The sequence below is a fragment of the Sphaerisporangium rufum genome, assembly GCF_016863395.1.
Lineage (GTDB): Bacteria > Actinomycetota > Actinomycetes > Streptosporangiales > Streptosporangiaceae > Sphaerisporangium > Sphaerisporangium rufum.
Map to the genome: position 1 here is coordinate 67,683 of NZ_BOOU01000034.1, position 13,887 is coordinate 81,569.

General features: G+C 75.5%; 11 protein-coding genes. 3 read left to right on the forward strand and 8 right to left on the reverse strand.

Annotated elements, in window-relative coordinates; all coding sequences use genetic code 11:
* Window positions 1–10 precede the first annotated feature (10 nt).
* From Sru01_RS11620 to Sru01_RS11630, 3 genes are all read right to left on the reverse strand, one after another.
* Entirely contained in the window at window positions 11–919 is a 909-nt protein-coding gene (locus Sru01_RS11620) for an ABC transporter permease (protein WP_239137314.1), read from the reverse strand.
* Window positions 912–1,838, reverse strand: a complete 927-nt coding sequence (locus Sru01_RS11625) for an ABC transporter permease (RefSeq protein WP_203984172.1) — start codon at window positions 1,836–1,838, stop codon at window positions 912–914. Before Sru01_RS11625 ends, Sru01_RS11620 begins: the two co-directional genes overlap by 8 nt.
* A gap of 70 nt (window positions 1,839–1,908) precedes the next feature.
* Window positions 1,909–3,525: a peptide ABC transporter substrate-binding protein gene (locus Sru01_RS11630; RefSeq protein ID WP_203984173.1), complete on the reverse strand. Its 1,617-nt coding sequence runs from the start codon at window positions 3,523–3,525 to the stop codon at window positions 1,909–1,911.
* Window positions 3,526–3,654: 129 nt separating this feature from the next.
* On the opposite strand from Sru01_RS11630, the gene Sru01_RS11635 reads away from it, so the two are divergent.
* A complete protein-coding gene (locus Sru01_RS11635; protein ID WP_203984174.1) occupies window positions 3,655–4,629 on the forward strand; it encodes a helix-turn-helix transcriptional regulator in 975 nt (324 codons plus the stop codon).
* Window positions 4,630–4,638: 9 nt separating this feature from the next.
* Here Sru01_RS11635 and Sru01_RS11640 read toward each other — a convergent pair whose 3' ends face one another.
* Together Sru01_RS11640 and Sru01_RS11645 are read right to left on the reverse strand one after the other, a co-directional pair.
* Complete coding sequence (locus Sru01_RS11640; RefSeq protein ID WP_203984175.1) at window positions 4,639–5,097, reverse strand: ATP-binding protein; 459 nt, start codon at window positions 5,095–5,097, stop codon at window positions 4,639–4,641.
* Window positions 5,098–5,289: 192 nt separating this feature from the next.
* Complete coding sequence (locus tag Sru01_RS11645) at window positions 5,290–6,345, reverse strand: metallophosphoesterase family protein (protein ID WP_203984177.1); 1,056 nt, start codon at window positions 6,343–6,345, stop codon at window positions 5,290–5,292.
* Between the two features lie 194 nt (window positions 6,346–6,539).
* On the opposite strand from Sru01_RS11645, the gene Sru01_RS11650 reads away from it, so the two are divergent.
* Entirely contained in the window at window positions 6,540–7,496 is a 957-nt protein-coding gene (locus Sru01_RS11650; RefSeq protein ID WP_203984179.1) for a phosphatase PAP2 family protein, read from the forward strand.
* A gap of 21 nt (window positions 7,497–7,517) precedes the next feature.
* Here Sru01_RS11650 and Sru01_RS11655 read toward each other — a convergent pair whose 3' ends face one another.
* On the reverse strand, window positions 7,518–8,972 hold the full coding sequence (locus tag Sru01_RS11655; protein WP_203984182.1) for a YVTN family beta-propeller repeat protein: 1,455 nt from the start codon (window positions 8,970–8,972) through the stop codon (window positions 7,518–7,520).
* 412 nt (window positions 8,973–9,384) lie between these two features.
* Between Sru01_RS11655 and Sru01_RS11660 the strand changes: the two genes are divergently transcribed.
* Window positions 9,385–10,338, forward strand: a complete 954-nt coding sequence (locus tag Sru01_RS11660; protein ID WP_203984184.1) for a carbohydrate kinase family protein — start codon at window positions 9,385–9,387, stop codon at window positions 10,336–10,338.
* Window positions 10,339–10,599: 261 nt separating this feature from the next.
* Here the strand turns inward: Sru01_RS11660 and Sru01_RS11665 are convergent, their stop codons facing one another.
* Window positions 10,600–11,676 carry an oxidoreductase gene (locus tag Sru01_RS11665; protein WP_203984186.1) on the reverse strand — a complete coding sequence of 359 codons (1,077 nt, stop codon included), beginning with the start codon at window positions 11,674–11,676 and terminating at the stop codon, window positions 10,600–10,602.
* A gap of 62 nt (window positions 11,677–11,738) precedes the next feature.
* On the reverse strand, window positions 11,739–13,832 hold the full coding sequence (locus Sru01_RS11670) for a tetratricopeptide repeat protein (RefSeq protein ID WP_203984188.1): 2,094 nt from the start codon (window positions 13,830–13,832) through the stop codon (window positions 11,739–11,741).
* Window positions 13,833–13,887 lie beyond the last annotated feature (55 nt).

A 13,887-nucleotide genomic window follows, 5' to 3' on the forward strand; every position in this document is an offset into this window, starting at 1 on the left:
GCCCCGCGGGTCAGCGCAGCCGGGGGTCCAGCGCGTCGCGCACCACGTCCCCGAGCATCAGGAAGCTGAGCACCGTCGCGGTGAGGAACATCGCCGGGAAGACCAGCAGGTGCGGATGCTCGGCGAAGAACGACTGCGCCACGTTGAGCTGCAGCCCCCAGGAGACGTCCGGATACTGCAGGCCGACCCCCAGGTAGTCCAGGGTGGCCTCGCCGGAGATGACGTTGCCGACGTTCAGCATCGCGACCACGAAGACCGGCGCGATCGCGTTCGGCAGGATGTGCTTGACCATGATCCGCAGGTCGCTCGCGCCGAGCGCCCGGGCCGCCTGCACGTAGTCGGTGTCGCGCACCGCGATCACCTGGCCGCGCATCAGCCGGGTCATCGTCGTCCAGCCCAGCAGCACCAGCACCGCGGTCATCGCCCAGATGCCGTGCCCGGGGAAGGCGACCAGCACCACGGTGGCCCCGAGCACGAACGGGATGCCGAAGAACACGTCGGTCAGCCGGGAGATCAGCGCGTCCAGCACGCCGCCGTAGTAGCCGCCGAGCAGGCCGAGCACGATCGCGATGAGCAGCGCGAAGACCGTCACCGCCACGCCGATGAGCACCGAGGGGCGGGTGCCGTGCACGATCTGCGACCAGTAGTCGCAGCCCTGCAGGTCGTAGCCGAAGACGGCGCCCGGGCCGGGTCCCTTCTTGGACATCCGCAGGACGCATCCCTCGTTCGGCCCGAATCCGGCGAACAACGACGGGACGGCGGCCATCGCGCAGGCGACCGCCAGGATGGCCACCGAGATCCAGAAGATCACCCGGCGTCGCAGGTCCAGCCAGGCGTCGTGCCACAGCGAGCCGCGGCGGTCCCGCGGCGGCCGCGGGCCCGGAGCGGCGGCCTCCACCGAGGCCTTGAGGTCAACCACGGCGGATCCTCGGGTCGAGCACGCCGTACAGCAGGTCGACGAGCAGGTTGGCCACGATGAAGATCATTACGAGCAGGGTGGTGACGCCGACCACGACCGGCCCCTCCTGCAGCTGGATGGACTGGAAGACCTGCTGGCCGACGCCCGGGAGGTTGAAGATGCCCTCGGTGACGACCGCGCCGGCCATCAGGTTGCCGAAGTCGACGCCGAGGTAGGTCACCACCGGGATCAGCGAGTTGCGCAGCGCGTGCCGGCCCACCACCCGGGTTCGCCGCAGCCCCTTGGCCGTCGCGGTGCGCACGTAGTCGGCGCGCAGGTTCTCCACCACGCTGGTGCGGGTCAGCCGGGCCACGTAGGCCAGGCCGAACGACCCGAGCACCATGCCCGGCAGCAGGTAGCTGCCGGGCCAGCCCTCGTCGGTGCCGGCCGTCGGGAACAGCCCGAGGTTCAGTCCGAGCACGATCTGCGCGGTGTACCCGACGACGAACACCGGGACGGCGATGACGAACGTGGTGCCGGCCAGCACCAGGGTGTCGGCGAGCCGGCCGCGGCGCAGGCCGGCCAGCACGCCGAAGCCGATCCCGACCACCAGCTCGAACACCCAGGCGGTGGCGCCGAGCTGGGCGGTGACCGCCCACCGATCGGCCAGCAGCTCGCCGACCGGCTGCCCGGTGAAGGTCTCGCCGAGGTCGCCGCGCAGGAACACCCCGGCCATGTACAGGCCGTACTGCACCAGCAGCGGCTCGTCCAGGTGGTAGTGCCGGCGCAGCTCGGCCAGCACGTTGTCCGGCAGCGGCTTGTCCCCGGCGAGCGCGAGGATCGGGTCGCCGGGCAGCGCCCACACCATCACGTAGATCAGGAAGGTGGTGGCCACGAAGACCGGCACCGCCTGCAGCAGGCGCTGGACGGTGTACCTCACGACCGCCCCCGGCCGCGGGGGGACCCCGGGTCCGCGCGCCAAGGCCCCATCGCGTGCATCCTCACATGCCTTACTTGACCGAGATCGTGTCGAGGTTCGGGCTGTAGGCGTCGATCGCCACTCCGGTGATCTTGTTGGAGTACCCGGCCTGATCCTGCCAGTTCCACAGCGGGATCATCGGCATCTCGGCGATGGCGAGGTCCTCGGCCTGCTGGTAGAGCGGGATGCTCGCCTCCATGCTCGGCGCGGCGTTGGCCTTGGCGATCAGGTCGGTGAACTTCTCGTTCTCCCAGCCCATCCGGTTCCCCGCGCCCCACATGCTCTCCAGGTAGTTCTGCGGGCTCGGGTAGTCCATGATCCAGTTGTTGCGGTACGGGCCGTCCTCCTTCTTGGCCCGCAGCGTGGCCAGGTAGTCGGCCGCCGGGATCTTGCGGAACTTGATGTCGGCGATGCCGAGGTTCTGCTTGAGCTGGTTGGCCACCGCCGTCATCCACTGCTCGTAGCTCGGGTCGGCGTTGGAGAAGTAGAGGTTCACGGTGCCCGACAGGCCGCCCGCCTTGTCGAACAGCGCCTTGGCCTTGGCCGGGTCGTAGGAGCACGGCTCGCCGCAGGCGTCCTCGCGGTAGCCGGGCACCAGCGGCGCCACCAGCGAGCGCATCGGCTTGAAGGTGCCGTCGTACACCGCGTCCACGATCGCCTGCCGGTCGATGGCCATGGAGAACGCCTTGCGCAGGTCGGGGCTGGCGAACCGCTTGTCGAACACCGGGAATCCGAGGTAGTCCATGGTGCCGCTGGCGGTGGGCACGAAGCGGTCGCCGAACAGCCGCTTGGCCTCGGCGGCGCTGGCCGGCGGGATGGTCTGCAGCAGGTCCACCTTGTTCGCGCGCAGGTCGGTGTACGCGGTGTCCCGGCTGGCGTAGATCTTGAACTGCACGCCGGCCGACTTCGCCGGCCGCGGCCCGGCGTACCCGTCGAACTTCTTGGTGGTGATGCGCTGGTTGCGCTCCCAGCCCGCCCCGTCCAGCATGAACGGCCCGTTGCCGATCGGCTTGAGGTCGTAGGACTTCAGGTCGGTGAACGCGGCCTTGGGCATCGGCGCGAACCCGGTGTAGGCGAGCGTGATCGGGAACTGGCTGAACGGCGCGGTGAGGCGCACCTGGAGGGTGGCGGCGTCCACGACCTTCAGGCCGCTCAGCTTGTCGGCCGACGGCTTGGCGCCCTCCTGTTCGGGGTTGAGCTTGTCGTAACCCTCGATGTTGGCGAAGTAGTAGTTGTTGGTCCAGGCGTTCGGGCCGTAGGCGGCGGCGTTCCACGCGTCGGCGAAGCTCTCGGCGGTCACCGCCTCGCCGTTGTGGAACTTCTGCCCCTGCCGGATCTTGATGGTCCAGGTCTGCTGGTCGTCGCTGCTGACGGACTCGGCGGCGCGCATCTGCGTCTTCCCCTGGGCGTCCACCACGACCAGGGTGTCGAACAGCGCCTGCAGCACGGTGATGGAGTAGCTGCTGGAGGTGTTGCCGGGCGTCAGGTGGTCGGGTTCGTTGAGCGCGACCGAGAAGGCGCCGCCGCCCGTCCCGCCCGTCCCGCCCCCGGTGCCGCCGGAGGATCCGCCCGACCCGCCGCAGGCGCTGACCGCGAGCGCCGCCGCCAGGAGGACGGCGGCACCTCGCGCCCTGTTGTGGACCGTCACTGTTCCTCTGCCTCTCCGTCGCTCCGGCGTGATGCCGGAGAGGCTAAATAGCCAGGGAGACCGGTGCATCGGAAGGTTTACGTATTCCGCTGCGATGATCGTGTCCGGCAGGCTCAGCGGGGAGGACCGATGGATCGCATCACCCTGGACGCGCGGCACCTCCACGCCTTCACCGAGGTGGGCTTCGAGGTCGCGGGCGGGTCGGGGGCGCACGGCGCCATGACGGCGCTGCGCAAGGTCATCCCGGTGGAGGCCTACGAGTTCGTCGCCTACGACCCGGCGACCGGCCGGCACCGCAGCCTGGTCTCCTCCGGGTACGCGCGGGTGGACGAGGACGCCGCCGAGGAGTACGCCCGGCTGGACCCCTACCGCCGGGCGATGGCCGCCCGGGTGCCGCTGGCGATGGGGGCGCCGGGCACCGAGCGCTACTACCGCCGGCACCTGGAGCCGTACGGCTGGCGCGCCGGGCTGACCGCGCCGCTGTTCGTCGGCGGGGAGCGCTACACCGGGCTGCTGCACGTCAACGCCCGGCGGGCGCTGCCACCGGAGGCGGGCACGGTGCTCGCCGCGGTGGCCGGCACCCTGGCGCACGTCACCGACCTGACCCGCTGCGTGATCGACCCGCTGGGGCTGCCGCCCGGCTTCCACGCGCTGGCCTTCGAGCGCGGCGGGCGGCACCGGCCGGTGGCGGGCTGGCCGGCGTCGGCGGCGATCGCGGCCGAGCCGGCGATGGCCCGGCTGGCCCGGGACTTCCTGGACTCCCGGGAGCTGTCCCGGCGCGGGCTGTGGCCGGAGGCGGGCGGGCGGTGGCGCGAGGTGCGGGTGCACCGGGCGGGCGTCGGCCCGCACGGGGCCGTCCAGGGCGCGCTGATCGCCGAGCGGCCGTGCGCGCTGCCCTACGACCTGACCGCCCGGGAGGTCGAGGTGCTCACCCGGGTGGCCGCCGGCGACTCCAACCCGCAGATCGCCGCGGCGCTGGTGCTCAGCGTGCGCACGGTGACCACGCACCTGGAGCACATCTTCGCCAAGCTGGGCTGCGACAGCCGCACCCGGCTGACCACCAAGGTGCTGGCCGAGGGGCTCTGCCGGCTGGACCTGCCCTGAGCGCCGGGTTCAGCGGGCGCCGCGCAGCGTGCCGGCCGGCAGCACCGGTTCGGGATCGAGCAGATCGGCGTGCATCTCGAACCAGACGTTGTTGGTGCCCGCCTCCCGGATGAAGCCCCAGCGGTGCGCGAGCGCCTCCAGCAGGAGCAGGCCCCGGCCGCCGGTGTCCAGCGGGGAGGAGGGCCGCCAGCCGAACGGGGGGTGCGCCGAACCGGCGTCCTGCACAGCGATGCGCACCCAGTCGGCGGCGTAGGACACGCTGAGGGTGAACGTGCCGCCGTCGCCCGAATCGGAGTGCACCACCGCGTTGGTGGCGATCTCGCTGGTCAGCAGCACGCAGTCGTCGTGCAGCGGGTGCCCGGCGCCGAGCGCGGACGACACCAGCCGCCGGGCCCGGGCCACCGCGTCCGGATCGCCGGCCAGGTGCAGGACACGATCGCTGCCGGTTCCGTACGTTGATGAAGTCATGCGACCCCCGGAAAGTGAGCCTCTCGTTCCCGCACCCTGATACAAGACGCCGGGGACATCTATGGAGATGTCGCCGAAAGGTAGGAACCTGCTCTCCGGAAGGCGTGCCGACCTCACCCGGCCGGCCCGGCGGCGGTCTGGCGGCGGCCGGGCGGCGGTCTGGCGGCGGCCGGGCGGCGGTCTGGCGGCGGCTCAGTGGCAGCGCGCCGAGCCGGTGTCCAGGACCGTGCCCTCGGTGGTGGCGAACCCCCAGCTGTAGCCGCCCGGCTTCAGCACCAGCCGGAGCACGCCGTGATGGCCGTCGTCGCGGAAGGCGCTGCCGCGCACCGGCGGGCCGAAGGCGTAGCGGCTCGCCCCGCCGCCGCCGGCCACGAACGAGCGGATGCCGTCGGCGGCCCGGGTGCCGTCCGGGCGCAGCGGCGCGAACCGCTCGTAGACGTGGTCGTGCCCGCCGAGCACCACGTCGGCCCCCGCGGCGGCCAGCTCGCGCCAGAACGGGCCGACGTCGGGGTCGTTGCCGTGCACGCTTCCGGAGGAGAACCGGGGATGGTGCCAGTAGGCCAGGGTGCACGGCCGGGGATTGGCGGCCAGGTCGGCGGTGAGCCACTCCAGCTGCGGCGACCCCGGCCCGTGCGGGATGCTGGAGTCCAGGGCCACCAGATGCCAGCCGCCGAGGTCGAAGCCGTAGTAGCTGCGGCCCTGCGGGCGGGCCCGGTCGCCGAAGTAGCGGAAGTATCCGGCGGCGCCGGCGGTGATGTACTCGTGGTTTCCGGGCACCGGGCGGGTGATGTCCTTCAGCCGGCCCCAGGTCCGGTCGTAGTAGGCCCGGAAGTCGCGCAGCGCCCCGGCGGGGTACTGCAGGTCGCCCAGGGCGAGCACCGCGTCCGGGGCCAGCCGCAGCGCCAGGTCGGAGGTCGCCCGCGCGGCGCAGCCCGGCCCGGCCGAGCACCGGGGGGAGATGTCGCCGGTGGCCACCACGGTCACCCCCGCGCCGTCGGCGTCGCCGCCGTCGCCGCCGTCCTCGGCGCGGTTCCCGGCCGGCGCCGGCGAGGTGTCCGCCGGGCCGGGTTCCGGGGTGACCAGGGCGGTCGCCGGCGGCGCCAGGGACGTGGCGGGCGGCACCGGCCGGCCGGCCGCTTCCGGCGCGGCGCCGCAGCCGGCTGCCAGGACGGTGGCCGTGGCGGCCGCGAGGACGACCGCCGGGGCCGGGACGGCGGTGCGCGGGCCGCCGTTGGAGCGTTGTCGCATGGGCACCATCCTGTGGCCGGCGGCCGGCGCACGGTCCGATTTCCGGGATTCCGGCGGAACATTTACCTTTGCCGGGTTCCCCGGTGGCCGGATGCCGGCCGCCGGGGAGAACTGACCCGGGGTTGGCCCCCGGCTGACCGGCGTGCCCTTACGGTGGCGGTGAACGGCCTCCTCCCGCCAGGAAGGTGGACGTCATGCACGACACGTCCGGCATGGACGACACGACCGACACGACCGGCACGACCGGCACGGGCGACGCGACCGACGAGACCGGCATGACCGGCGTGGCCGGCGTGACCGACGTGACCGACGTGACCGACGTGACCCGCGCCGCTCGCCTGGCCGGGGACCCGGCCCGGCGGGACCGAACCGCGGCCGCGACGGCGGGTGCCGCACCGCGGGCCGGACAGGGCCGAGCCGGACAGGGCCGAGCCGGACGGGTCGGACGGGCCGCGCCGGTCAGGCGGGCCGGGCCGGCCGCGATCGCCGCGCTGGTGCCCTTCCCGCCGCTGCTGGCGCTGGCGGTCGCCCTGGGCCTGGCCGCCCGCACGCCGGCCTGGACGAGCGCCGAACTGCGCCTGGACGACGCGATGCGGGGCCTGCGAACCGGCCCGCTCACCACGCTGGCGCACGCGCTGGACACCGCGTTCGAGCCGCACGCGGGCGCGGTGCTCATCGTGGCGGTCAGCGCCGGCCTGCTGCTGGCCCGGCGCCCGCGTACCGCGCTGGTCACCTTCCTGCTGCTGGCCGCCGGGTGGGGCTCGGCCTCGCTGGTCAAAGCGCTCGTCGCCCGGCCCCGGCCGCCGCTCGCCCACCAGCTCGCCGCCGAGCTGGGCAACGACAGCTTCCCGAGCGGGCACGTCGCGCTGGCCATGTCGCTGGCCGTCGCCGCGGCCTTCCTGGCCCGCCGGACCGGGCGGCTGGTCCCGGTGGCCGCCGCCGGCGTGGTGCTGGTGGTCCTGCAGGGGATGTCGCGCCTCTACCTCGGCGTCCACTACCTGTCGGACGTGGCCGGCGCCATCGTGGCGAGCGTCGCGGTCACCGGCCTGGTCCTGCGGCTGGACGAGCTGGCCGGCCGCCGGTCCGGGCCGGCCCCGGGCGCGGCCGGCCCGCGCGGCCAGGAGTACGCCGGGTCCGCGCGGGGCGGCTGACCGGCCCGCCGGCCGGGGCGGTCAGCGGAAGACCCCGGTGTGCCCCAGGGAGTACCGGCCGGGCTGTGGGTAGACGGCCAGCCCGTGCGGGCCGGCGCCGACCGGGATCCGGCGCACCAGGTGCCCGTCGCGGGTGTCGAAGACGTAGACCTCGCGGTGGTAGCGCCCGGCCAGCCACAACCGGCGGCCGTCGGCCGACACCCCGCCCATGTCCGGCGAGCCGCCACCCGGGATCCGCCAGGTGGCGACCGGCCGGCGGGCGGCGAAGGAGATCACCGAGACCGAGCCGGCGCCCCGGTTGGAGACGTACAACTTGCGGGAGTCCCGGCTGACGTACAGGCCGTGCGCGCCGGCCCCGGTGCGGACCAGGCCGAGGACGCGGAACGAGGCGGCGTTCACCCGCCACACCCCGCCGGCGGCCATGTCGGCGACGTAGAACGTCCGCCCGTCCGGGGACAGTTTCACGTCCTGCGGCATGCTGTGGTGCCGGGGCAGCCGCACCACGGCGGTGACCCGGCGGGCGGCGAGGTCCACCACCACCAGATGGCCGGAGAACTCGCAGCTCGCCAGCATTACCCTGCCGTCGGCGGTGAAGTCGGCGTGGTTGACGCCCCGGCAGGGCATCGGCAGCGAGCCGCGCGGCGCGAAGGTGCGCGGGTCGCGGAAGTCCAGCCGGTCCAGCCGTTCGGCCATCACCAGCGCCGCCGAGCCGTCCGGGGTGAAGTAGAGGTTGTAGGGGTCCTCCACTGGGACGGGCCGGCCCGGGCGGCCGGTCGCCGGGTCGATCGGCGTGAGGGTGTTACCCGCGTTGTTGTTGACCCACAGCGTCTTCAGGTCCCAGGAGGGCACCACGTGCTGGGGCCGGGCGCCCACCCGGAACGTCCTGACGACGCGGTAGGTGCGCGGGTCGATGACGCTGACCGTGCCGCTCTCGCTGTTCGGCACGTAGACCAGGGACGGGAAGCCGGCCACGGCCGGGCTGAGCATCCCGGGCCGGTCGAAGGCGTACACGTCCGCCACCCCGGCCCGCTGGGCCCCGCCGGCCCGCGGCGGCCCCGGCGGCCCGGCGGGGGTGGCGGCCGGCGCCGGCGCCGTGGCCGGCGTACTCGAGGGCGCGGCGGCGGGGGTGCGGGCCGGTGCACCGCCGGTGGCGGACCCGCCATCGGCGCACCCGCCGGCCGGCAGCACCGCCAGCAGCGCCAGCCCGGCCAGCGCCCCGCGCACCGCCGCCCCACGGCGCCCGCCCGGCCCGCGGACCAGCCCCGCCCTCCCCGTCCCGGTGGTCCCTGCCCCGGCCGTCCCGGTGATCGCCGCCCCGGCGGCCCGGGCGCTCCCGGTGATCCCCGCCGTGGAGGTCCCGGCGGCCTTCGCCGGTCCGGCGGGTCCGGTGTCCCCGGCGGCCGGGGTGGTCCGGGCGGTCGCGGCCGTCTCACGCCCTCGCCGCCCGGCGCCCGCCGCCGGCCTGGTGCGGCCCATCTTCTCGTCCCTGCAGGCCATCGGGCCGGCACGCTCCCCCCGCGCTCGCATGTCCGGCTCGCCGCCGGCTACCGCAACGCTAGGAGCCGGAAGGTCAGCAGACGATCAACACCGCCCCTCCCCCGTGTCTCGCGTGGCGCGATGTCCGGTCCGGCGGTGCCACCCTGCCGCTAGAGGTTCCCTGCGGTGCGCCCCGCCGGCCGGCCCGGGGCCCGGCCGCTCGGCGGCCGGTCGCCGCCGGCGGACCGTCCAGGTCCGGGCCGGCGGGCGGGCCGGGCCGGTGTTCTGCCACGATGACGGCCGGGGCGGGTTGGCGGGCACGGTCCGCGATCCCCTCCCGCCGGAGGCCGCGCGGCCGCCGGCGTGCCACCCGCGGCGGCGCTGCCGGGCCGCCGGTCCTTGAGGAGTGCCGATGTCCGCCAGCCCGATCGCCGTGCTCGGCGAGTGCGTCGCCGACGCGGTCGTCACCTCCGCGACCGACGACCCGCCCGAGCTGGCGCTCCGCGTGCTGCCCGGCGGCGGGCCGGCCAATACCGCGACCGCGCTGGCCCGGCTCGGCACCCCGGTCCGCTTCCTCGGCCGGCTGTCCGGCGACCGGTTCGGCGCGCTGGCCCGCACCCGGCTGGCCGCCTCGGGCGTGGACCTGTCGGCGGCGGTGGCCGCCGCCGAGCCGAGCACGCTCGCGGTCGCCACGCTCGACGCGCGGGGCGGGGCGAGTTACACCTTCCACGCCGAGGGCACCGCCGACTTCGGCTGGACGCGCGAGGAGCTCGACCCGGCGCGGCTCGGCGGCGCCGTCTGCCTGCACACCGGGTCGCTGGCGCTGGTCCGCGAGCCGGGCGGACCGCGGATCGAGGACTTCCTGGCGCGGGTGCGCGAACGGGTGACCGTCTGCCTGGATCCCAACGTGCGGCCCTCGCTGGTGGATCCGGCCCGCTACCGGGAGCGGATCGCCCGGTGGTGCGGGCTGGCCGACATCGTCAAGGTGAGCGAGGAGGATCTGGAGATCCTGGCGCCGGGCCTGCCCGTGGGACAGGTCTTCGCGCGCTGGCACGGTTACGGGGCGGCGCTGGTCGTGCTCACCCGGGGCGGGCGGGGGGCCACGGTGTCGCTGCGCGGCCGGCACTTCTCGGTGCCTGCGCCGCGGGTGGCGGTGGCCGACACGATCGGCGCCGGCGACGCGTTCTCCGCCGGCCTGCTGCACCGCCTCGGGGCGGGTGGCGCGCTGGGCGGCCGGCTGCCCGCGCTTGAGCCGGGCGTCATCAGCGAGGCGCTGGCCTTCGCGGCGCGGGTCGCCGCCCTCACCTGTGCCGTCCCCGGCGCCGACCCGCCCTGGGCGGGCGAGCCGCGGCTGGCCGGCGGCTGACCTGGGCCCGGCGGGCACCGGGCACGCGGATATCCAGGCGGCGGATATCCGGGCAGGCCTCGCCGGTGCGGGACCGGCGGGCACCCGTGGCCCGGCGGGCGCCCGGGACGCCCTCCGGCGAGCCCGGAACCCGCGGGTCTCCTGGGCGACCTCCCGGTGGCCCGGTGTCCGCGGGCACCCGCGGCCCGGCGGACGTCCGGGGCCCGGCGGACGTCCGGCACGGAACGGGACCTCGCCGCGGCGCCGCGCGGCGGTACGCGCTCAGCGCAGCGGGGCCGGTGAGGTGAGGGCGTAGTCGGTGTAGCCGTGCCGGCCGCCGCCGTAGTAGGTCGCCGGGTCGGGGCGGTTCAGCGGCGCGCCGGTGCGCAGCCGCTCGACGAGGTCGGGGTTGGCCAGGAAGGCGCGGCCGAACGCCACCAGGTCGGCGCCGCGGGCCAGCCAGCGCTCGCCGGCGGCCCGGCCGCCGTCGGAGGGCGGGTCGCCGCCGGTGCCGGGCGCGGCCACCAGCGTCCCCGGCCAGCGGGCCCGGATCGCGGCGGCCAGCGGGTCGTCGCAGTCCACCCCGGCCAGGTGGAGGTAGAGCAGGTCCAGCGGCGCCAGCGCGGCCGCCAGCGCCGGGTAGATCTCGGCCGCGTCGTGCTCGGCCATGTCGTTCAGCCGGTCCCCCGGCGTGATCCGCATCCCCACCCGGCCCGGACCGGCGGCCTCGGCGACCGCGGCGGCCAGCTCCACCGCGAAGCGGATGCGGTCGGCGCCGTAGCCGTCGGTGCGGCGGTTGGTGGCGGAGGAAAGGAACTGGTGGATCAGGTAGCCGCTGCCGCCGTGCAGCTCGACGCCGTCGAAGCCGGCGGCGACCGCCAGCCGGGCCGCCCGGGCGAAGTCGCCGATCGTGGCGCGGATCTCGGCGGCCGGCAGTTCCCGGGGCTCGGGCAGCGGGAGCCGCCCGGCCTCGGTGTAGACGGTGCCGGCCGCCCGGACCGGCGACGGGGCCACCGGGGTCAGCCCGTGCAGGCTCCGGTGGCCGATCCGGCCGGCGTGCATGAGCTGGACCACGATCCGGCCGCCGGCCGCGTGCACCGCCTCGGTGACCGCGCGCCAGGCGGCGGCCTGCTCGGCGGTGTGCAGGCCCGGGGTGCCGGGATAGCCCTGGCCGGCCAGGCTCGGCTGGGTGCCCTCGGTGATGATCAGGCCCGCCGAGGCGCGCTGCGCGTAGTAGACGGCCGCCTCGGCGGCGGGCACGCCACGCCGGTCGGCCCGGCTGCGGGTCATCGGCGACATGACCAGCCGGTTGGGGAGCAGCAGCGCCCCCACCCGCACGGGCTCGAACAGATCCGCCATCACACCCCTCCTCCGCTCCCCGGCTTCCCGGGCCGTCCCGCCTCATCTCCGGCCGCCCTCGGTCAGGTGGAGGGGACCGCCGCGCCCCGCCGGCAGGCGTCCAGCCGCGCGGCGGCCTCCTCGTCATCGCCGGCGGCCAGCACCTTCTCGAAGTCGGCCGCCGCGTCGGCGTACCGGCCGGCCGCCTGGTAGACCACGCCCCGGTTGAACAGGATCGGCGGCGCGTCGCTCAGCTCCACCGCCTGGTCCAGGTCGCGCACCGCGCCCGGCAGGTCGCCGGCCTCGTAGGCCAGCTGCCCGCGCAGCGCCCACGCCTCCGGCAGCCGCGCGTCCCGCTCCAGCGCCGCCGACAGCGCGTCGCGGGCCGCGGCGGCCTCGCCGCGCTCGGCGAGCAGCCGGCCGTGCAGGCACAGCAGGTGGGCGTTGCCCGGGGCCAGCGCCAGGCCGGTCTCGACCTCGGCGAGCGCGCCGGTGACGTCGCCCAGGTCGCACAGCAGGCCGGCCCGGTTGACCCGGGCGTCCACGTGGCCGGGGTCCAGCTCGATGGCGTAGCCGAAGTCGGCCAGCGCCCCCTCCACGTCGCCGAGTTCCAGCCGGGCGTCGCCGAGGTTGTAGTACGCCTCGGGGAACGGCGGCGACAGCGACAGCGCCCGACGGTAGGCGGCGATCGCCTCCTCCTCGCGGCCCAGGCGCCGCAGGATGTTGCCGACGTTGAAGTGGTGCTCGGGGAAGTCGGGGTCGAGCTCGACCACGGCGGTGTAGTCGGCGAGCGACTCCTCCAGCCGGCCCATCATGCCGAGCACCTGCGCCCGGTTGTAGCGCAGCACGGCGCGGTGCAGCAGGTGTTCGCCGGGCGCGAGCTCCCGGTCCAGCCGGGCCATGCCCTCCTCCAGCAGCCGCAGCGCCTCGGCCGCGCCCTTCTGCCGGGTCTCCACCAGGGCCAGCCCGTTGTGCCCGAAGACGGTGTGGAACGCGCGCCGCTTGGGGTCCTCGACCAGCGAGGCGATCGCGATGGACATGTTCATCCAGGCACGGGCGCGCTGGTAGTCGCGCTGCGGCTCGGGATAGTGCCGGGCGTAGAGCATCGCGGTGCCGTAGGCGAGCTCCATGTGCGCGATCGGGTCGGCGGTGGCGGCCCGGGCCTCGTCGTAGATGTCCATCGCCTCGCCGGCCCGGCCCAGGGAGGCCAGGGTGGTGCTGGTGGCGTTGGTGAAGTGCCACCACAGCTCCTCGTCGGCGGACCGCTCGACGATCGCCCGGCCGCGCAGCCCGAGGTCGGCCGCGGCCTGGTAGAGACCGATGCCGCGGCAGTGGTCCATCGCGGCGCGCAGCGCCCTCAGCCCGGCGCCGGCCGGGTCCGAGCCGTGTTCGGCGTGGTAGGGGACGGCGCCGAGGGTGAGCGAGAACTCGCCCGCGGCGGCCAGCCCGGCGGCCCGGGCGTCGTGCAGGCGGGCGCGCTCGGCGCGCGGCAGCCGCTCGTAGGCCTCGCGCAGCCGGGGGTCGTCGGAGGTGCAGTCCCCGGCGACGTACGCCGCGGCCGGGTCGGCCGGAAGGGGGGGCGGCGCCGTCGCCGGGGCGTCGTGCCGGACGGCGTGCGCCTCCAGCATCGGGGCCAGCGAGATGGCGATCTCGCCGGGCGGGTCGGCGATCGGGCCGGTACCGGTGCCGGCCACCACGGTCAGCGCGCCGAGGTCGGTGCGGCGCAGCAGCACCGCGACGAACTCCTGGTCGGTCGGGTCGGCCTCGTGCAGGTTCTCCACCACCAGGGTGCGCGGCCCGCCGCCCGCCTCGGCCAGGTGGTCGCGCAGGAACTCGGCCAGCCCGTTGGCGATGTTCAGCGTGTGCAGCCGGGAGTAGAAGCGGGTCCGCTCCCCCTTGCCCGCGGTCCACTCCAGCGTCGTCCAGGCCGGCGGCACCGCGTCCCGCAGCTCGGGCGTGGTGGTGAGGATCTCGATGTTGTGCCGGGGACCGAGGTCCGGCCGGCGGTCCAGCGCGTCGGGGGCCAGGGCGCGCATCAGGGCGCCCACCGCGGTGTACGGCCCGCGCAGCCGCCGGTGCGCGTCGAGCACCGCGAGGGCCGGCGGCAGGCCGAGCCGGTCGCGCAGCGCGTCGCGGTCGTGGCGCCGGTCCCCCCGGATCCAGTGGTGGTCACCCATGGTGCGTCCCTTTCGAGATATGTCACCCCGTCCCGGCCGGCCGGGCGGGCGTCGG